General features: G+C 71.9%; 14 protein-coding genes (1 of these 14 only partly in view). 6 read left to right on the forward strand and 8 right to left on the reverse strand.

Going from position 1 to position 19,110, the window contains the following annotated elements; all coding sequences use genetic code 11:
- Both WMF12_RS11745 and WMF12_RS11750 read left to right on the forward strand, forming a co-directional pair.
- Nucleotides 1-661, forward strand: partial view of a hypothetical protein gene (locus WMF12_RS11745; RefSeq protein WP_437870786.1) — the end only. Its footprint begins 1,142 nt before the window's first position; only the last 661 of its 1,803 coding nucleotides appear in the window; its start codon lies off the left edge, out of view; its stop codon occupies nt 659-661.
- Between the two features lie 165 nt (nt 662-826).
- Complete coding sequence (locus WMF12_RS11750; RefSeq protein ID WP_437745689.1) at nt 827-1,201, forward strand: zf-TFIIB domain-containing protein; 375 nt, start codon at nt 827-829, stop codon at nt 1,199-1,201.
- A gap of 96 nt (nt 1,202-1,297) precedes the next feature.
- On the opposite strand, the gene WMF12_RS11755 is transcribed toward WMF12_RS11750, so the two are convergent.
- From WMF12_RS11755 to WMF12_RS11780, 6 genes are all read right to left on the reverse strand, one after another.
- A complete protein-coding gene (locus tag WMF12_RS11755; protein ID WP_437745690.1) occupies nt 1,298-2,131 on the reverse strand; it encodes a class II glutamine amidotransferase in 834 nt (277 codons plus the stop codon).
- Nucleotides 2,124-3,542, reverse strand: coding sequence for a hypothetical protein (locus WMF12_RS11760; protein WP_437870787.1), 1,419 nt, complete (start codon nt 3,540-3,542; stop codon nt 2,124-2,126). The genes WMF12_RS11755 and WMF12_RS11760 overlap by 8 nt, the downstream gene beginning before the upstream one ends.
- A gap of 7 nt (nt 3,543-3,549) precedes the next feature.
- Nucleotides 3,550-5,055, reverse strand: coding sequence for a hypothetical protein (locus WMF12_RS11765; RefSeq protein WP_437870788.1), 1,506 nt, complete (start codon nt 5,053-5,055; stop codon nt 3,550-3,552).
- A gap of 300 nt (nt 5,056-5,355) precedes the next feature.
- Nucleotides 5,356-5,814 carry a hypothetical protein gene (locus WMF12_RS11770; RefSeq protein WP_437870789.1) on the reverse strand — a complete coding sequence of 153 codons (459 nt, stop codon included), beginning with the start codon at nt 5,812-5,814 and terminating at the stop codon, nt 5,356-5,358.
- Between the two features lie 130 nt (nt 5,815-5,944).
- A complete protein-coding gene (locus WMF12_RS11775; RefSeq protein WP_437870790.1) occupies nt 5,945-7,264 on the reverse strand; it encodes an ATP-dependent 6-phosphofructokinase in 1,320 nt (439 codons plus the stop codon).
- A gap of 310 nt (nt 7,265-7,574) precedes the next feature.
- The gene (locus WMF12_RS11780) at nt 7,575-8,411 is read right to left on the reverse strand and encodes a hypothetical protein (protein ID WP_437870791.1); all 837 of its coding nucleotides are present in this window, start codon (nt 8,409-8,411) and stop codon (nt 7,575-7,577) included.
- Nucleotides 8,412-8,947: 536 nt separating this feature from the next.
- Between WMF12_RS11780 and WMF12_RS11785 the strand changes: the two genes are divergently transcribed.
- Nucleotides 8,948-10,096 carry a polysaccharide pyruvyl transferase family protein gene (locus WMF12_RS11785; RefSeq protein ID WP_437870792.1) on the forward strand — a complete coding sequence of 383 codons (1,149 nt, stop codon included), beginning with the start codon at nt 8,948-8,950 and terminating at the stop codon, nt 10,094-10,096.
- 16 nt (nt 10,097-10,112) lie between these two features.
- Entirely contained in the window at nt 10,113-11,681 is a 1,569-nt protein-coding gene (locus WMF12_RS11790; RefSeq protein ID WP_437870793.1) for an FAD-dependent oxidoreductase, read from the forward strand.
- 41 nt (nt 11,682-11,722) lie between these two features.
- Here WMF12_RS11790 and WMF12_RS11795 read toward each other — a convergent pair whose 3' ends face one another.
- Nucleotides 11,723-12,910: an ATP-binding protein gene (locus WMF12_RS11795; RefSeq protein WP_437870794.1), complete on the reverse strand. Its 1,188-nt coding sequence runs from the start codon at nt 12,908-12,910 to the stop codon at nt 11,723-11,725.
- Nucleotides 12,911-13,157: 247 nt separating this feature from the next.
- Between WMF12_RS11795 and WMF12_RS11800 the strand changes: the two genes are divergently transcribed.
- The gene (locus WMF12_RS11800) at nt 13,158-17,153 is read left to right on the forward strand and encodes a serine/threonine-protein kinase (protein ID WP_437870795.1); all 3,996 of its coding nucleotides are present in this window, start codon (nt 13,158-13,160) and stop codon (nt 17,151-17,153) included.
- A gap of 31 nt (nt 17,154-17,184) precedes the next feature.
- On the opposite strand, the gene WMF12_RS11805 is transcribed toward WMF12_RS11800, so the two are convergent.
- Nucleotides 17,185-18,393, reverse strand: a complete 1,209-nt coding sequence (locus WMF12_RS11805) for a pyridoxal phosphate-dependent aminotransferase (protein ID WP_437870796.1) — start codon at nt 18,391-18,393, stop codon at nt 17,185-17,187.
- A 456-nt stretch (nt 18,394-18,849) separates the two neighbouring features.
- Here WMF12_RS11805 and WMF12_RS11810 point away from each other — a divergent pair, with 456 nt between their 5' ends.
- The gene (locus WMF12_RS11810) at nt 18,850-19,107 is read left to right on the forward strand and encodes a hypothetical protein (protein WP_437870797.1); all 258 of its coding nucleotides are present in this window, start codon (nt 18,850-18,852) and stop codon (nt 19,105-19,107) included.
- The last annotated feature ends 3 nt before the right edge of the window (nt 19,108-19,110 follow it).

Consider the following 19,110-nt stretch of genomic DNA (forward strand, 5'->3'; position numbering starts at 1 on the left):
GATCATGGGGTTCTCGCAGAGGTTCTATTACGCGCCGCTGCCAGGCCTCATCTACCTCGCTTGCCGGAGCGCCGCCCGGCTCGCGCGGACGCTCTCCGACTCGGTCGGCCAGCCCGCGCCGGCCGCCCTGCCCCTGGCCGGCGTGGCCGCGCTGGCGATCCTCTGGCTCCAGCTGTCGACTCCCCTCGCCGCGGCAGGCAGGGACCTCGCCGGCGCCGTCGCGGCGAAGCGGCTCGGGCATTTCAACATCGTCAAGCACGGCAACACCTCGGGACCGCAGAAATACTGGTTCGCGATCGATCGCGTCTCGAAGCTCCCCGACGACCTCGTCATCGCCACGACCGAGGTCGGGATGCTCGGCGCGATGAACCTCAAGAAGACGATCATCGACATGGCCGGCCTCAACGACCGGCGCTTCGCGCTCGAGCCGTTCTCCGCGGACAGGTTCTTCGAGGCCTACAAGCCCGATCTCATCTACATGCCACACCCTCATTACGTGCAGATGACCGAGGATCTGACGGCCCACCGCGAGATGTCCCGTTATGTCGTCTACTCGAAGTCGAAGCTCGGGACATCCCAGTTCGGCATCGCCGTCCGGCGCGACAGCCCCTACTTCGATCAATTGCAGCAGATCGTGAAGGAGAAGATGGGCTCGAAATGACGTCGCGCGCCGCGCGGTGCGCGCGGTGGGGGACAGCCCGCCCGCTGGCTGGCGACCGTGCATGCCGCCGACCGTCTCCAGCGAGGCGATCGACGCTCTTCCCGCGATCCGGGGCGTCTGATACCATCGCTCCCGACGGCGGCGCCTGCCGCACTGGAGCATGACGTGAACTGTCCGAAATGCACGGCCTCGATGGATATCGTCACCTTCGGCGGGATCGATGTCGACCGGTGTACGGCGTGCGGCGGGATCTGGTTCGACAGCCGCGAGAAGGAGTCCCTCAAGGCCATGGCGGGCTCCCAGCAGATCGACACCGGCGACCCCTCGGTAGGGCGGAAGAACAACCAGATCCGGCGGGTGCCGTGCCCCCGCTGCTCGACGCCGATGGTGCGCATGGTCGACCCGGAGCAGTCGCACATCTGGTACGAGAACTGCAGCGTCTGCGGCGGCGTCTACTTCGATGCCGGCGAGTTCCGCGATTACAAGGAGCACACGCTGAGCGACTTCTTCCGGGACCTGGTCGCGCGCCCGCGCAGCTGACGGCGTGCCGGCACCCGGAGCCGCGGACACGGGCTCTCCGCCGCCGTGCAGCTCAGCCTCGGGAGCCCGCCCGGCTGCCCCCGGGGGCGCGCTCGATCAGGGGGCCTCGCGGCCGGACTCCTCGGCGCCTGAGCCCTCGCGGGCCTCGGGGAACGTCGCCAGGAGCTCGCCGGCGCGGAAGACCCACAGCGTGCCGGGCGTCGCCTTGCGCCAGAGCTCGTCGCGCGTGAGCGGCTCTGTGGCCACGACGGCCATCCGCGCGTCGGGGCCGACGCCGTGGAGGTCGTTGAAATTCACCTTGAGATCCGCGTCCACGAGCGTGGCCTCGCCGAACGGGGCCTGGCGGAGGATGCAGGACAGGTTATCGCCGCAGCGGGCGAAGAGGTGCTCGCCGTCCGCGAACAGGAAGTTGAAGACGCCATCGGCGCCGAGCTCGTTCCCGAGCTCGTACAGCGTGCGCCCCAGCTCCCGCGCGTCGCCCGGGTACCTCTCGCCGTACGCGCTCCGGATCGCCTCGAGGAGGACGCAGAAGGCGTGCTCGCTGTCGGTGTCGCCGACCGGCGTCTCGACGTGGAGCTTCCGATCCCTGACCGTGGGCAAGGTGCCGTTGTGCGCGAACACGATGTGCCGGCGGTGGAGGACCCGCATGAAAGGGTGCGTGTTCTTCAGGGCCGCTCCCCCGCGCGTCATCTTGCGCACGTGCGCGATGGCGAGGGCCGTGTGGATCGGGTTCTCGCGGATGAACCGCGCGAGCGGGCTCGAGAAGGCCGGGTGAGGCTCGAGGAACGTGCGCGCGAACAGCCCATCGTACAGCGAGACGCCCCAGCCGTCCGCGTGCGGCCCGGTCTGCCCGCCGCGGAGCGCGAGCCCCGTGAACGAGAACACGATGTCCGTGGGCACGTTCGACACCATGCCAAGCAGCTCACACATGACGGGCACCCTCCCGCGGCGCGCGCGCGCCGTCGACGATCACGAGGCCCGTGACCCCGCCTCCCGCGGAGACGTTGCTGACCTCCGAGGCGGAGAGCCGGACCATGGCGCCCTCCATGCGCGTGGTGAAGGTGGAGAGCGGGCCCTCCACGCCGCGGGCGAAGACGAAGGGGCAAAGGTCGAAATAGACCTGCTCTTCCTCCACGGCGCCGCCGCGGAACGTCGGCATGCGCGCGGTGCGCGGGCGGCGCCGCTCCTGCGCGATGCAGGGACGATCCGCGGCGGCCCGGACTGCCTCTCTCCAGGCCGCCGGCGTCGCCGTCCACCCGAGCAGCACGCCTTTGCCGCCGTACTCGTCGTTCGGCTTCAGCACGAAGCTCTCCTGTTCTCCGAGGAGGAGCTCGACGAGATCCACCTCGCGGCCCCGCCAGGCGGCGCGGCCGGCGGTCACCCGGCGCGTCCAGGGGACGTGCTCCGCGATGGCCGCGCGCTGCTCGGGCGTGAACAGGCCCGAGAACATGGGGTTGCTCAGCACGGCGAACGCCGCCTTCTTGTTGAGGGGCCTGATCCGGAACGAGTTCGCCACGTACGCCGCGCGATCGCAGTAGGCGCGGATCAGGGGGTGATTGAGGCCGCGCCGCCCGACGAGCTCCTGCGTGATCACGCGCCGGTAGACGAGATCGATCCGCTCCCCGCCCGCTCCGAGGCGGCGGCCGTCGTACGTGAGCTCGTCCGGATCGACGATCCTGGTCCGGTGCCCCTCGGCCGAGAACAGGTCGGCGAGCACCCTGAGCTCGGCCGAGGTGTCGACAGTGGCCCAGTCGACGATGGCTATCGCGGGCCGCGCCTCGCGCCCGCCCCACGCGGCGTAGCCCTCGCGCAGGGCGCCGAGGAGCGCCCGGTGCGGCGCCGGCGTGCGCAGGCCACGCCCGTCCCGGAGCGGCGCGAGGTGGGGGAGCGCCATCAGCGTCCGCTCGACGAGGATCTGGTCGGTGAGGCCGGCGGGGGAGTCGGCGTTGTACTCGATGAAGGAGAAGCCGCCGTCGGTGATCAGCATGTCGAGGCGCCCGACCGTGTGGAGCGGCCCCGGACCCGGCACGATGGCCGCGAGGGCGCGCTCGTCCGCGGAGAGCCCGACCTCCTCGGCCAGGAATTCGTCCCGGATCGCGCGCTGCGCGACCCTCTCCAGCGCGGAGGCGACCTGCTCGGCCGCGCGGGCGATCGCGGCGAGGTCCTGCTCGGCGATGAGGTACGGCCGCAGGTGGCGGCACAGCGGGCGCGCGCCGTGGACCAGCCCGAGCCGCCGCTGGGCCTCGAGGAACGCCTCGAACCGCGCCGCATCCATCGCCCCCGGCGCGGCGAGCCGGGCGTCGAGCTGCTCCGCGAGGGATCTCGTGGCGTCCTGGCTCATGGCGACCTCATGTCGCGCCCGCGCGCGGGGTCCCCCAGGCGTGCACGGGCGCGCCGGAGTCGACCTCGGCCATGTAGCGCTCCAGCATCTTTCTCAGCGCCTCCTCGCGCGACGCGGAGCCCATCTCCAGCGCCGAGAGCGCGCGGAGCTGCCATGTGGCGCCGGTGATGCCTTTGGCGACCCGCGCCTCGAAGATCCGGAGATAATGGCGGGCCTCGTCCCCGTCGACGCCCGCGGTCACGAGGCCCTCCTCGACCCGCGGCAAGAGCGAGAGGAGGAGATCGCGCGCCCGGACGCACCTCGGCGCGGCCCCCGGTACGGCGGGCCAGACGAGCTCGGCGTCGAGGCCGTAGTGCGCTGCATGGTAGAAGTTCCTCACGGCGAGCTCGAACGGGAACGACGGCAGGAGCTCTCCGATGGAGGGCGCGAGCGCGAGGATGCCTCCGAGCAGGAAGCTCCCGTTCGCGAGCATGTCATCGAGCGTGGGCCCGGACGGCAAGGCGCGAAGCTCGATCCGCAAGTGGCCGTCGCCGGCCGGATCGTACACCGGTCGATTCCAGTTCCAGACGGTGCCGTGGTGCAGGCGGAGCTCGTGGAGCTGTGGTATCCCGCCGGCCCGCGCGCAGCCGACGACGTCCTCGTCGGCGCACACGGGGAGGATGGGCTCGTGCAGCGCGACGCTCTCCATGAAGAGCTCCGCCGCGCCGTCGCGCACCCAGCCGGTCCCGAAGCCGATGCGGGCCGGCATCTTCCAGTCCGCGCCGGGCGCCGGCGGGCGATCGTCGCCTGCCTGCTTGAACACCGCCACCCGCGTCTCGTGCCACAGCCGGTGGCCGAGGAAGGTGGGCGAGTTGCACGCGGCCGCGAGCGCGGGCGCGGTCATCATCATGGCGGCGTTGAACAGCCGCGCGAAGGCGTCGGGCGTGGCCCGGAGGTGGATCTGAAAGGCGGTGTTCGCCGCCTCCATCGCGGGGTCGTCCGACGTGAGCTCCAGCGGCTCGGCGCCGTCGATCTGGATGTGGAAGGGCGCCCTGCGCAGCCTGCAGAGCCCCGCGGCGAGCGCCCGATACCGGGGCAGGTTCGTGATCGTCGCAGGGCTGAAGTCGCGCCGCTGGAAGGTCGGCAGGATGCTGACCGGGACCACGCGCGCGCCCCGCGCCGCCGCGCGCTCGCGGATCGCCTCGACGGTCGCGCGCATCTGCTCGCGCAGCGCCGAGAGCGGCCTGCCGGCGAGCGGCACCGGCTGGGTGCTGAGCTCGATGTCGAACGCGCCCATCTCCGGCGTGATCATCGGGCTCGCCGCGGCGCGCGCGATCTCCGCCCCGATCGGCACGGGGCGCGCCTCGCGATCGACGAGGAACATCTCGAGCTCGGTGCCGATCGTCGCTTCCCCGTGGCCGAACCCCGGCCGGGCGAGCACCATCTCCAGCGCCGCGAGGTTCTGCTGGAGCCGCGTCTTGAAGAGCCGATAATCGACGGTCTTGAAGTGGTCTTGCTGGATCTCGATGCCCAAGGGACCTCCCGCTGCGATCCCGGCGAGGGCCCGTCCTCCAGCACGGCGAGCGCCGTGGGCTCCAGGAGAGCTCGCCGCCGGGATCGCGATGTTCCCGCGCCCTACGCGCCGCGCAATGCAAGCGCAGGGCCACGGACGGCGGTCTCGACATGAACGAGGCCGGAGACCGCGGCCCGCTGGCGTCGAGCTCGATCGGTGTGGCGCGGATGCAGCCTGTGGCAAAACGCGCCGTGGGCGCTGTGCGAAGGTGTCCCCTGAGTTTCGCGCAGGTATCGGGGAGGTTTCATCCCGGGCGCCGGCTCATCGGTCGACGTGCGGGACGCGCTCGACGACACACGCGCCCGCCTTGCAGCGAGCGACCGAGTCCTCCTTCGGTGCCATGCACTTGGCGACCGGGCAGCTCTCGGCGGCGCAGCTCGCGGCGCGCCACTTCTGGAGCTCCGCGAGCGCGTCGCGGTGGAACGCCTGGTCGCACGGCGGGCACAGCTGGTCGCAGCACTGCCCGGCCCGCGCGCAGGACACCACGCAGTCGGCGTCGGCCTCGCACCGAGGTTCCGACGCCGCAGCGCGCGGTTCGCCGGCAGCCGGCGGGGGCTGCGCCGCGGGCGAGGTCTCGGCCGCCGGCGGGGCCTGCGACGCGGGCGGAGCGTCGACCCCCGGCGGGGCCTGCGGCGCGGGTTCCTTGGTACAGCCGGCGAGGCAGGCGAGGCCGGCGAGCACGAGCGAGCGAGAGGGCAGCGAGAGCTTCATGCCGGCCATGATGGCACGGGGCGAGCCCGCGGCGCGCGGGGCGAAGGCCGATCCAATTGTTCTTTTTGCGACTTTGTGGCTTTGCGACTTTGCGTTGAACTCTCCCTCCGGATCCCCGGCCGGACTCCTGCCAGGAGTGCTAGTAGAACGAGAGCGGCTGCCCCGTGGCCTCCACGACGGCCATCCACAGGTCGTCCGTCGGGTCCACCTGCTTGCGCATGCGGACGGCCAGGGGCATCGGCACGTGCACGAAGCGGCCGTGCCACCGGCCGATCAGCATCTCGGTGTTGCCCGCCATGGCCGCGTGGACCGCGTTCCGGGCCATGTTCCAGCAATACACGCTGTCCGACGGGGACGCGGGGACGCTGCGGATATGATAGCTCGGGTCCAGGTACTTCAGCGTCGCCTCGACGCCGCGCGCCCGGAAGTGCGCGTTGATGCGGTCGCGCAGGAAGAGGCCGATGTCCTTCAGCTTGAGGTTGCCGCTGAGATCCGTCGCCATGGGCTCCGCGCTGGAGGTGCAGTGTTCTTGCAGGGCGCCCTCGGCGACGACGATCACGGCGTTGCCGTGGCGGGCGAGCCGGCGCTCGAGGTGCGCGAGCAGCCCGCACGGGCCGTCGAGCTCCGCGTGGACCTCGGGGATGAGGACCACGTCCACGTCCGCCGACGCGAGCGCCGCCGCGCACGCGATGAAGCCCGAGTGGCGGCCCATCAGCTTGACGAGCCCGATGCCGTTCTTCGCCCCGGAGGCCTCCACGTGCGCGCTGCGGATGACGTCGACGGCGGCGGCGAAGGCGCTCTCGAAGCCGAAGCTGCGGTCGATGAACTTGATGTCGTTGTCGATGGTCTTGGGCACGCCGACGACCCCGATCGACAGGCGGCGCTCCTCGATGGCCCGGACGAGCGACATCGCGCCGCGGATGGTGCCGTCGCCGCCGACGACGAAGAGGACGTTGATGCCGAGGGCCTCGAGCGTGTCCACCATCTGGTGCGGGTCCTGGTTGCCGCGGGAGGTGCCGAGCACGGTGCCGCCCATGCGGTGGATCTCCTCGACGCTCCGGGGATCCAGGCGCATCGGGGCGTGCCCGAAGCGGGCGACGAGCCCCTCGTAGCCGTAGCGGAAGCCGAAGATCTCCGGCACCCCATAGCTCTGCGCCATCGTGTGCACGAGGCCGCGGATGACGTTGTTGACGCCGGGGCAGAGCCCGCCGCACGTCACGATGCCGGCGCGCACCTCCTTCGGATCCCAGAAGACGCGGTTGCGCGGCCCGGCCAGCTCGAACGCCGGAGGCCGCGCGCCGGAGGCGTCCGCGAGGACGGCGGACAGGCGATCGTTGAACAGCACCTTGTCGGCCTCGCCGACGTACACCGTGGCCTTCTCGCCGAGCTTCTCGGCGACGGGCGAGGGGTGCCGGCAGGGGCCGAGATCCTTGATGGCGAGGTCGGCAGGGGTCACCACGCGCAATGCCTCCAGGTGGGGAGAACAGCGCCCCTCCGGCGAGCACCGCCGCGGGGACCCTGCCATGATCGGACGGCGCCTGTTTCGGCCGCTTTTCAGGAGCGATAAGCTATCGTAACGCCGCGCGGTTCCATTCCCACGCGAGGCGCAGCGCGCTACGCGCAGCTCCCGTTCCTCGTGAACCAGGCCGCCACCCTGTCCGGTGAAGGACGTCACCGGGGCTGAGCCGATCGGCTTCGAGCGGTTCGCGCAGGACCACGCGGCGGCGCTCCGCTGAGGCGGCGCGCGTCGATCGTCCGGTGCTCTGGATCTAGAATTCAGCCATCAGCCCTACCGACGGGTAGACGATGAAGCTGTCGAGATCGAGCGCGACCGCCCGCTGACCGAGCACCGTGAGCTCACCGCTCGAGAAGATCTCCGCCATCGTCAGCTCGAAGCCGAAGAATACGTGTTTATAGCCGAGCGCGACGCCGGCCTGGCCGCCCACGTAGAAGCCGGTGCCGGAGAACGACGCGAGCTCTCGCTCGCCCGGATAGCCGGTGAAGGCGGGCAGGTCGAGGACGAGCGCGGTGTCGAACGTCGTGAACATCAGGCGCGGGCCGCCCCAGACCCGGTACCATGTGCCCGCCGTCCCGATCTGGATCGGCAGGTCGATCTGCCATCGCGTGAAGTCCTCCAGCTCGACGATGCCCAGGACGCTCCCGACGGGGAACTCCATCACGTAGCGCCCGATGCCGGCGCCGGCCGTCAGATCGATGCCGTGCTTGTCGCGCTTCAGGAGCTGGTAGCGGGTGCCCAGGCGGAACGCGCTGCCGGTATATCGGAGGTTGAGCTCCCAGCGATCGAGCGCGGTATAGCCGATGCCGATGTGCGGCGTGACCGAGGGCGGGTTCAACGCGAGCGCGCCGCCCGCCTCGAAGAGCGCCTGCCGCTCGGCCTCGGACAGCTCCCGTGACTCCGCGGCGTCCGCCAGCACGACGCCGGCGTCCACGAGCGACGCGAGGGTGCCGGTCGGGATCGAGACGTCGAGCCCGAGCTCGGCCTGGACATGGCCTTTCTCGGCCACGTGGGCCGGCTGGAGCGTGGAGAGCGCCGGGGCGCAGCCACAGGTCCACAGGGCGAGCAAGGCGAGGGTGCGCGGAAGCATCAGCTGGTCACGCTATCATGACCGTTCTCTCGAGGCGCGCGTCGACGAGGGCGCGCCGGTCCCCGACACCGGCGTCTATCTGTACGATGACGGCGAGAGCCGCGCGGTGGTGCGGACGGGGACGGTCATCCCAGGTCGGGGCATTCTGACCGGTCGTCGCGCGGCAGGCCGGCTATCACAGGCGTCCAGGCGGGTGGGTCGCTGGCAGGAAAGGATTGCTGACAGGCCTCGTCCACGACATCACCCGCGGGCACGGCCGGCGCGACCCGCGCCGCGGCTCGCCCCGCGCGCTGCTCCCTGGCCGGGCGCGACTCGCCGCCTGGCTCTCTCGAGCCACTCCGGGTCGTCCGCGCCTGCACGTGTCCCATGGTGCGTCCTCCGCCGGCGGACATTGCGCCTCGCCGCCGCCGTGGCAAGGTCCTGCGCTGCGCTGACGATCTCGGACGACCGAGCAGGTCGCAGCTGGCGGAGGGCCGCGCTCGACGCGACGTGGCGGCGCGGCGATCGAGCGGAGGCGCTCGCGGGAGGAGCCCACGATGGACAAGGCGAACCAGCCGTTCCGAATCGGGATTTCAGGGTCCTACGGCGGAATGAACCTCGGAGACGAGGCCATCCTCGATGGCATCGTCACGCAGCTCCGGGTGACGACTCCAGCGGAGATCACCGTGTTCTCGCTGTGCCCGGAGGACACGAAGGCGCGCCACAAGGTGGAGCGCGTCGTCCCCGTTCGTGACCTCACCCGAATGGAATCGACCGCCGAGATCGAGCGCCTCGATCTCTTCGTCCTCGGCGGGGGAGGCATCCTGTACGATCGGGACGCGCCGGTCTATCTGAGAGAGGCGCTCATCGCGGAGGAGCGCGGCGTCCCCGTCGTGATCTACGCCGTGAGCGCCGGTCCGCTGTCGGACCCGAGCGCGAAGCAGGCTGTACGGGCGGCGCTGAACGCCGCGGACATCGTCACCGTACGAGACAAGCAGGGACGTCGCCTCCTCGAGGAGGTGGGGGTGAATCGCGAGATTCGTCTCACGGCCGATCCGGCCCTGCTGCTGCGCGAAGAGGCGCTGCCCATCGAGGCCATCCGGGCCGAGGGGGTCGAGTTCGAGCGGCACCTTGTCGGCTTCTCCGTCAGGGAGCCGGGCCCGGCGGCGCCCGACATCGACCCTGACGAGTACTATGGCCTGCTCGCCAACGCCGCCGACTTCGTCGTCGAGCGCCTCGACGCGGACGTCGTGTTCGTGTCCATGGAACGGACGGACGTGCAGCACAGCCACGCGGTCGTCGCCCACATGAAGAACGCCGAGCGGGCAGAGGTCTTGAGGCGCCGGTACACGCCGCAGCAGATCCTCAGCCTCGTCGGGCACCTCGAGTTCGTGGTGGGCATGCGCCTCCACTTCCTGATCTTCTCGGCGCTCCGCGAGACCCCGTTCGTCGCGCTGCCCTACGCGTCCAAGGTCGCGGGGTTCATCGAGGACCTCGAGATGGAGACCCCGCCCCTCGGGAGCATCAGCTCAGGGCAGCTCATCGCCAGGCTCGATCGCTCGTGGGACACGCGTCACGAGATCCGCGCGAAGATCCGCCGGCTGCTCCCTGGCCTGAAGGCCAGGGCGAGGGAGAATAACCAGCTCGTCACCGAGCTCCTCGCGCGGCGAGCTCCGGCGGCGCAGCCCGTGCGGAAGAGCGCGTGAGCGCGGGGAGCTGGCGATGGACGTGATCCGGACCGACGTCGCCGTCATCGGCGGAGAGCTCGGCGGCTGCGCGGCTGCGCTCGCGGCGGCCAGGACGGGCCGCCGCGTCGTCCTGACGGAGGAGACTCACTGGCTCGGGGGCCAGCTGACGAACCAGGCGGTCCCTCCGGACGAGCACCCGTGGATCGAGGACATCGGGGCGACCCGGAGCTACCGCGCGCTGCGCCAGGGGATCCGCGAGTATTACCGCAGGCATCTACCGCTTACCGCGTCGGCCAGGGCGCTCCCCGAGCTCAACCCCGGCAACGGCTGGGTCAGCCGCCTGTGCCACGATCCGCGGGTCGCGGTGGCGGTCCTGCACGAGATGATCGCGCCGTATCGGCTCAACGGGCGCCTCGTCGCGATCCATGCTCACCGGCCCATCTCGGCGTGGACGCGCGGCGATCGGGTGACCGGCGTCGTGGTCCGAGGGCTGGAATCGGGGCGCGATGTCCTCCTCGTGGCCGACCTCTTCATCGATGCCACGCCTCATGGCGAGCTCCTCTCGCTCGCGGGCGTGGAGCACGTGCTCGGGGCAGAGTCTCGCGCGGAGACCTGCGAGCCGCACGCCCCCGAGCGCGCGGATCCGAGCGCCCAGCAGGCGATCACCGTCTGCTTTGCGATCGAGCACCACCCTGGAGAGGACCATGTCATCGACAGGCCCTGTCAGTACGAGCGCTGGCGCTCCCTCGAGCCGCCCGGCTGGCCGGGTCGGCTGCTGGACTGGACGGCGGTTCGACCCGAGACACACGAGCCCTTGACTCGAGGTCTGTTCGCCGCGGAGGACCGGCATCCCTGGTGGAGCTTCCGGCGGATCCTCGACAGGACGGTCTTCGAAGCGGGGTTCGCGCCGAGCGACGTCACCATCGTGAACTGGCCTCAGAACGACTATTGGTTCGGGCCCGTCTGCGGCGTCGACGAGGCGGAGGCCGCGCGGCACCTGGACGCAGCGCGGAACCTCAGCCTGAGCCTTCTGCACTGGATGCAGACCGAGGCGCCTCGCCCGGACGGCGGGGTCGGTTATCCAGGCTTGCGCCTCCGCGGGGACGTGGTCGGCGGCACGGTCGACGGCCTCGCGCCAGCGCCCTACATCCGCGAGTCCCGCCGGATCCGGGCCGAGCTCACGGTGCTCGAGCAGCACATCGCGTATCCGCTCCGGCCCGACGGCCCCGCGACGTTCGAGGAGAGCGTCGGGATCGGGTGTTATCGCATCGATCTGCACCCGCGCGTCGGGGGCGCCGGGTACCTCGATCTCGGCTGCTGGCCGTTCCAGATACCGCTGGGTGCGCTCATCCCGGTGCGGGTGGAGAACCTCTTGCCGGGCGGGAAGAACCTTGGCGTCACGCACATCACGAACGGCGCCTACCGGGTCCACCCTGTGGAGTGGAGCGTCGGCGAGGCGGCGGGGCTGCTCGCGACGTTCTGCCTGGAGCGCCGCGTGCTGCCGCGGCAGGTGCGCGCCCGGAGCTCGCTCCGCGAAGAGCTCCAGGCGCTCCTGGTCCGCGAGGGCATCGAGCTGGCCTGGCCGGCGCTGAGGCCGGTCTGAGCCAGCGCCGCGCCACGGTGTGTGTCGGCGAAACGGCCGCGCTACGACGAACGGGGGAGCTTGACGCGGAACGTGGTGCCCTCCTCCAGCGTGCTCGTGACCTGGATGGAGCCTCCGTGCGCGTCGACGATCGATTTGACGATGAAGAGCCCGAGCCCGAGTCCTTTCGAGCGTTGTACGACCCGCTGGCTCTGCTCGCCCCGGCGAAACGGATCGAAGAGGACGGGCAGCAGCTCGGGCGGGATCGGGGGCCCGCGGTTCGTCACCTCGATCACGATGACATTCTTGTGCCCGCGCAGCTCCACCTGCACCGGCTCCTCCGGCGGGCTGTAGTCGACGGCGTTGCCGATCAGGTTCGACAGGAGCTGCCCCATCCGGCCCGGATCCCACTTGCCCCGCCCGTCGCCGTGGGCCGTGAAGCGGATGGTGTGCTCCGGGTGGGCGAGCTCGAGCTCCTCGGCCACGCGCTGGCAAATCGCGCGGAGGTCGACGGGCTCCGGTTCGACCGGAAGACCCTGGTGGGAGCGGATGCGCGTCAGGTCGAGCAGCTCCTCGACCATCCGCGCCGCCCTCTCGTTGCTCGCAGCGATGCGCTGGGCGAGCCTCGCCACGGCGGTCGTGACGTCCTCGCGCTTGAGCAGGGCGGCGGTGGCGAACCGGATGGCCGAGAGCGGGTTGCGCAGGTCATGCCCGAGGACCGCGATGAACAGCTCGTGGAGAGCGACGTCACGGCGGAGATCGGCCGAGCTCGCGCGCTCGTATTCGACGGCCGTGGTGATCATCACCTCGTCGAGCGCCGAGTGCACGAGCTGGGCCTCCTCGCCGCCGAGCACCACCCCCTCCCGCGCGCACAGGTCCACGATCACGGCGCGAAGGACGCCGAGCTCGCGTAGCTCCTCCGCGAGGGTGTAGCCCTCGGCGATGCGATGCGAGACGTGCACCTTGGCGGCCTCCGAGCTGCCGATCTCCGGGCCGCTGGCTCCGTCCGGCGCGCCCGGCTGCGCGCTCTGCGCGAGTGAGTCGATGAGGTCGTCGAGGAGCTTCGGAGTGTAATCTCTCAAGTCCTCATCGGTGAGCTCACGGGCCCGTGGGATCTTCGGTTCACTCCGCAGGCGCGCTATCCACCGGCGTATGATCTCCTCGCTTCGCTCACGGAGCAGGACCGTGATGCGCGACAACGTGTGGCTCACGTGCGCTCTCCCCCCATCGACGTTGATGCGCCTCGTCATTCGACGCGGCGCAGTTGGCCATTGTCATGGATCCCGCAAGGCCCCCCAGGAGAAACACGAGCCGGACGGAGCCAGGTAGCCGAGGTGGGAGTCGTCGGCGAAAGACGGCCTCGGCGGCGCTGAGGCTGCCCGTGTCGGCGTGCTCGAAGGCAGGAAGATTCCAGGCAAGGAGGCAGAGGACGCTGCGTCGGTCCCGGCCGCGCGCTCCGCCCTGGCACGCGCGGCGTGCGTGCCCGATACTCCGCGCATGCGCCCCGGGGACCTGTTCGCAGGTCGCTTCGAGCTCGATCGTGTCGCGGGATCCGGGGGAATGGGCGCGGTCTATCGGGCCGTCGACCGCGAGACCGGGGAGCCGGTCGCCCTCAAGGTGGGGCTGCACGCGGAAGCCGCGCAGACCGAGCAGACCGAGCAGACCGAGCAGGCCGAGCGGTTCCGCCGGGAGGCGCGGGTCCTCGCGGGGCTCCACCACCCCGCCATCGCGCGGCACGTCGCCCACGGCGTCACCGCCGAGGGCCGGCAGTACCTGGCGATGGAGTGGCTCGACGGCGAGGATCTCGCGGCGCGGCTCCGGCGGGGGCCGCTGGGCCTCGACGAGAGCCTCGCGCTCGCCGCGCGCGCCGCCGAGGCGCTCGGCGCCGTGCACCTGCGCGGGGTGGTCCACCGGGACGTCAAGCCGGCGAACCTCTTCCTGCCGGGCGGCGACGTCGCGGCGGTGAAGATCCTCGACTTCGGGATCGCGCGGGCCCCCGACGTCACGTTTACGCTGACCAACCCCGACGCCCCGGTGGGGACGCCCGCCTACATGGCGCCGGAGCAGGTCCGCGGCGAGCCCGACATCGACGCGCGCGCCGACCTGTACGCGCTCGGGTGCGTGCTGTTCGAGTGCCTCACCGGGCGGCCGCCGTTCGCAGGGGTGCACGTCGTCGCGCTGCTCACCAAGGTGCTCTTCGAGCAGGCGCCCCGCCTCCGCGAGCTGTGGCCCGGCGCGCCCCCGGCGCTCGACGCGCTCCTCTCGCGCCTCCTGGGCAAGGATCGGCGGCTGCGGCCCGGGGACGCGCATGCGGTCGCGGCGGAGCTGCGCTCACCGGAGATCCGCGAGGCGAGCGCGGCGCCCCTCTCGCCGTCGGTCGGCCTCACGACGGCCGAGCGGCGGCTGGTCAGCGTGGTGCTGGCGGCGCGCCGGGCCGAGCCGGCGCGGCCGCCGCAGCCCGTGTCCAGCGAGGCGAGCACGGCGCCGGCGCGCGGCCTGACCCATCAGCGCCGCTGGCCGCTCGCCCTCCTCCAGGCGATCCGGAGGACCGCCGACCTGCACGGCGCGCGCGCGGAGCTGCTCCGGGACGGATCGATCGCGGCCCTGCTCACGGGGGCCGAGGCGCCGACGGATCTCGCGGCGAGCGCGGCCCGGTGCGCCCTCTCGCTCAAGGCGCTGCTCCAGGCCTCCGACGTGGCGCTCGCGACGGGCTGGGAGGTCGTGGACGGGACCCAGCCGCTCGGGCCCGTGATCGACCGCGCCGTCGCGAACCTCACGGCCGCGGAGCGGGGCGCAGAGGACGCGCTCCGGCCGATCGCGATCGACGCGATGACCGCGTCCCTCCTCGGCCCGCGCTTCGAGGTGGCGCACGGCGAGCGCGGGGCGGCGCTGCTCGGCGAGCAGGAGCCGCTGGAGGAGGCGCGCGCGCTGCTCGGCAAGCCGACGCCGTTCGTGGGGCGGAGCAGCGAGCTGCGCTGGCTCGAGCTCCTCTTCGACCAGTGCGCCTCGGAGCCGTGCGCCCAGGCGGCGCTCGTGATCGGGGCGGCCGGCGTGGGCAAGTCGCGGCTCCGCATCGAGCTCGCGCGCAGGATGCGGGGCCGCGAGGCGCCGCCCCAGATCTGGACGGCGCAGGGCGACGCGGTGCGGGCCGGGGCGCCGCTCGGGCTGCTCGCCCAGGTGGTGCGGCGCGCGGCGCAGATCGCGGAGGGCGAGCCCCAGGAGCGCGGCCGGGAGAAGCTCGCCGCGCGCGTCGCGCGATCCGTGGACGCCGCGGAGCAGGCGCGGGTGACGGAGTTCCTGGGCGAGGTGATCGGCGCGCCGTTCCCGGACGCGGATCGGCGCGAGCTGCGCGCCGCGCGGCAGAACCCGATGCTCATGGCCGACCAGGTGCGGCGCGCCTGGCTCACCTTCCTGGAGGCGGAGTGCCGCGCCGGGCCGGTGCTCCTGGTGCTCGAGGACCTGCACTGGGGCGACCTGCCGACCGTGCAGCTCGTGGACGCGGCGCTCGGGCAGCTCCGGTCGAGCCCGCTCCTGGTGCTGGGGCTCGGGCGGCCCGACGTGGACGAGGTGTTCCCGGGGCTGTGGGCCGAGCGGGGCGCGACCGCGATGCGGCTCGGGGCGCTGCCGGCCCTCGCCTGCGAGCGGCTGGTGCGCGCGGCGCTCGGGGAGCAGGCGCCCGCGGAGCAGGTGGAGGGGCTCGTCCGGCGCGCGGCGGGGCACCCGTTCCTGCTGGAGGAGATGCTGCGCGTGGCGGCCGAGGGCGCCGGGGGCGCCGAGGGCCGCGACGCGGGCGAGGCGCCCGAGACCGCGCTCGCCATGGTGCAGGCGCGCCTCGAGGGGCTCGATCTGGAGGCGCGCCGGGCGCTGCGCGCCGGGAGCTTGCTGGGCGAGGTGTTCTGGTGGGGCGCGGTCGCCCGGCTGCTCGGGGTGGACCGGGACGACGCCGCGCTCGCGGGCTGCCTCCTCGCGCTGGAGCAGCAGGAGTGGATCGCGCGGCGGCCCGCGTCCCGGTTCCCGGGCGAGGTGGAGTACGCGTTCCGGCACGGGCTCGTGCGCGACGCGGCGTACAGGATGCTCACCGAGGCGGATCAGCGGCTCGGGCACAGGCTCACCTCCGAGTGGCTGGAGCACGCCGGGGAGCGGGACGCGCTCGTCCTGGCCGGGCACTGCGAGCGCGGCGGCGAACCCGAGCGGGCCGTGCGGTGGCTCTGCGCCGCGGCGGAGGAGGCGCTCCGCGGCAACGACCTCGCGGCCGCGCTCGCGCGCGCGGAGCGGGGCGTGGCCTCCGGGGCCAGCGGGCGGGATCTCGGCGCGCTGCGCCTGGTCCAGGCCGAGGCGCACCTGTGGCGCGGCGAGCTGTCGGCCACCGTGGCGCGCGCGACGGAGGCGGTCGCGCTGCTCGAGCCGGGGTCGGGCGCATGGTACCGCGCGCTCACCGCGGCGCTGATCGGCGCCAGCAAGCAGGGCGCCGTCGATCGCGCCGGGGCGTGGGCCGCGCGGCTCGCGGCGACGGCGCCCGCCGAGGGGGCGCTGAGCGCGGTGGTGCTCTGCCTCTCCTGGTGCGCGGCGGAGCTCATGCTCGCCAACCAGCACGCGACCGCCGACGCCCTGCTCGAGCAGAGCCTGCGCCTCGCGGGGGATCCTCCGGCCGTCGACGACGAGGCGGTCGGTGGGCTGCACCAGAGCGTCGCGTTCCGCGCCGCGCTCGCGGGCGATCACGCCGCCGCGGTGGACGCCCTGGAGGTGGCGGTCGGGGCGTTCGGGCGCGCCGGCGACCGCCGACAGGCCTGCTCTGTCCAGCTGAACATGGGCTTCATCCTCACCGAGCTCGGCGCGCTCGAGCGCGCGGAGCAGCTGCTGCGCGCGGCCGTCGCCCAGGCGACACGGATGGATCTGCGCGAGGTGCTCGCGACCGCGCGGCAGAACCTGGGGCACGCCCTCCTCCAGGCGGGCCAGATCGACGAGGCCCGCGCGCTCCTCGAGCAGGCCATCGACGCGTCGCGCCGGCAGGGCAACCGGCGCATGGAGGGGCTCTCGCGCGCGTACCTCGCCCGGGCGGCGCTGCTCTCGGGCGACGGCGAGGCCGCCGCGCGCGAGGCCGGCGAGGCGGCGGCGCTGCTCGACGTGGCGCCGCTCCTGCGCGCGGTGGCGCTGGCCATCCTCGCGCGCGCCCGGATGGGAGGGGGACCCGAGGGGGCGGCCGAGGCGCTTGTCCACGCGCAGGAGGCGTTCCGCCTCATCGAGGACGCGGGGATGGCCGAGGAGGGAGAGTCGCTGATCCGCCTGACCTACGCCGAGGCCCTGCGCGCCGCCGGCGAGCGCGAGCGCGCCGCGCAGATCATCGAGGCGGCGCGCTCGCGGCTCCTCGAGCGCGCCGCGAAGATCGGCAGGCCAGCGCTGCGGCAGAGCTTCCTGGAGAGCATCCCCGAGAACGCCCGGGCGCTCGCGCTCGCCGAGGCGTGGGCTCTGGAGCGCCAGGGGGCTGTCGCCTGATCTTGGGGACGATCATGCGCTGGTGGGGAGGCTAAGCAAGCTCCGAGAGCTCGACCTGGCGCACCGCCGGCGCCGCCGTCCTGGAGGGCTCCTCCCTGCGGCGCGGGCTCATCAGGGCGTCGAGCTGCTCGATGAAGCAGGTGTTCTCCGCCGGAAGGCCGACGGTCACGCGGAAGTACTCGTCGTATCGCTCGTCGCCGAACGGCTCGAAGGCCTTCACCTTCACGCCTCGGGCGAGCAGCGCGTCGTGGATCTTCGCCCCGGACCACGCCCCGCGCGCGCGGCACAGGATGAAATTGGTCTGTGAGGGATAGGCCTCCAGAGCGCGATGAGCTCCGATGGCCGCCATGAGCCTGGCTCGCTCCCTCGCTGTCTGATGCCGGACGAATCCGAGGTGTCCGCTGTCCTGGAGCGACGCCATCGCGAGCTCTGCGGCCAGCTGCCCGACGCGGTGCGGCGTCATCTTGGCCTCCATCTGCGCCACCACCTTCGCGTCCCCGATGGCGTACCCCACGCGCACCGACGCGAGCCCGTAGGCGAACGAGAAGCTGCGGAGCACCATCAGGTTGGGATGGCGCAGCACCAGGTCTGCCATCCGGGTGTTCGGGCTCTCCTCGAGGTAGTGCACGTACGCTTCATCGATGAAGAAGAGGGAGTCCGGGAACCGGGTGAGCAGCGGACCGAGCTCCTGCCTCGTGATGAGGACGTTGCCCGTGGGGTTGTTGGGGTTGCAGAGGTAAACCAGGCCGTCCTGCCGCGAGAGGCGCGACTCGAGCATCCCCACGTCGAGCGAGAAGCCGTTCTGCGGGTGGAGCGGGAGCAGCTCGCATCGCAGCCCCACGCGGACCCCGGACGCAGGCACCTTGGAGTAGGTGAGTCGGGTGGTGATGATGGGATACGCCGTGCGCTTCAGCAAATAGCGCAGGGTCCGCATCGTCGAACGCTTGATCTCGCGCTCGATCAGGAATGGGATGCAGGTCTTGAGCAGCGGGCCGCTCCCGTTGGCGACCAGCACGTTCTCCGGCCTGACGCCCGCGTCGGCGGCGATCGCGCGCCGGAGATCTGCGTTGTCCCCGGCGGGGTAGATCCGCAGGGAGATGTTGCCGGCGTGGCGCCGCAGGACGTCGGCGCACCGCTCGGAACAGTAGGTGCCGTGGTTCAGCGCCATGTCGATGGGCGGCGCGCCGGACTGGCGATACGGGGCGTCGAGTGCTTCGCTCGCTGTCGTTCGAGGTTGCATGGAGTGCTCCTCTCGTGGTGTTCAACCGGCATCAACCAGGCTATTCGTCCCCGTGATTCAGGAGGCCACCTTCGCTGGCCAGTTGCAAGAAGGAAGAGCGAGAGGCGCGGCCCCAGAAGTTGTGTGCGAAGGCGTTGGACCAGGGTGAGGATGGGCCGCGGTGCGAGCTCGGCTCACGGAGCGGGTGTTCTCCACCGCAGGCGCTCGTGGGGCACCCTGTTCGCGCCTTCGTCGCGTGTGGAGCCCGCACGCGCCTCCACGCCGCTCGGCTGGTCTCCTTGACAAGGCGGGGTAGCGGTCGGATACGCTACCTTTTTCTCGGTGGGTGGGGGCGGCACGGCGGCGTGGGGGTCGGAGGAGACGCTCCACGCTGGGATGGCGGTCAGCGGCTCTGGGGTCGGACGGGAATCGAGGCTGCTGCCGGATTGAACGGTTCAATAGAATGAAGCGCTTCGCATGCTGACATCGCCCTCTGCTCGTCCTGTCAAGGTCTTCTGCAGCTCCTCGGCCGACGATGAGGCATACCGCTGTGCCTTCGATAAGGCGCTGGCCGGTCTGCGCCGGGCAAGGCTCGTCGAGACATGGAGCTTCCGTTCGATTCTTCCAGGAGAGGTCGTCGACTCTTGCGTGGCTCAAGCCCTCGAGGAGGCGGATATCATCGGCGCAGGAAATGGCTTTATTCGTACCACCTGCATCGCGACCCTTCGGCATTGAAGA

It is taken from the genome of Sorangium sp. So ce363, assembly GCF_051520435.1.
GTDB classification, from domain to species: domain Bacteria; phylum Myxococcota_A; class Polyangia; order Polyangiales; family Polyangiaceae; genus Sorangium; species Sorangium cellulosum_B.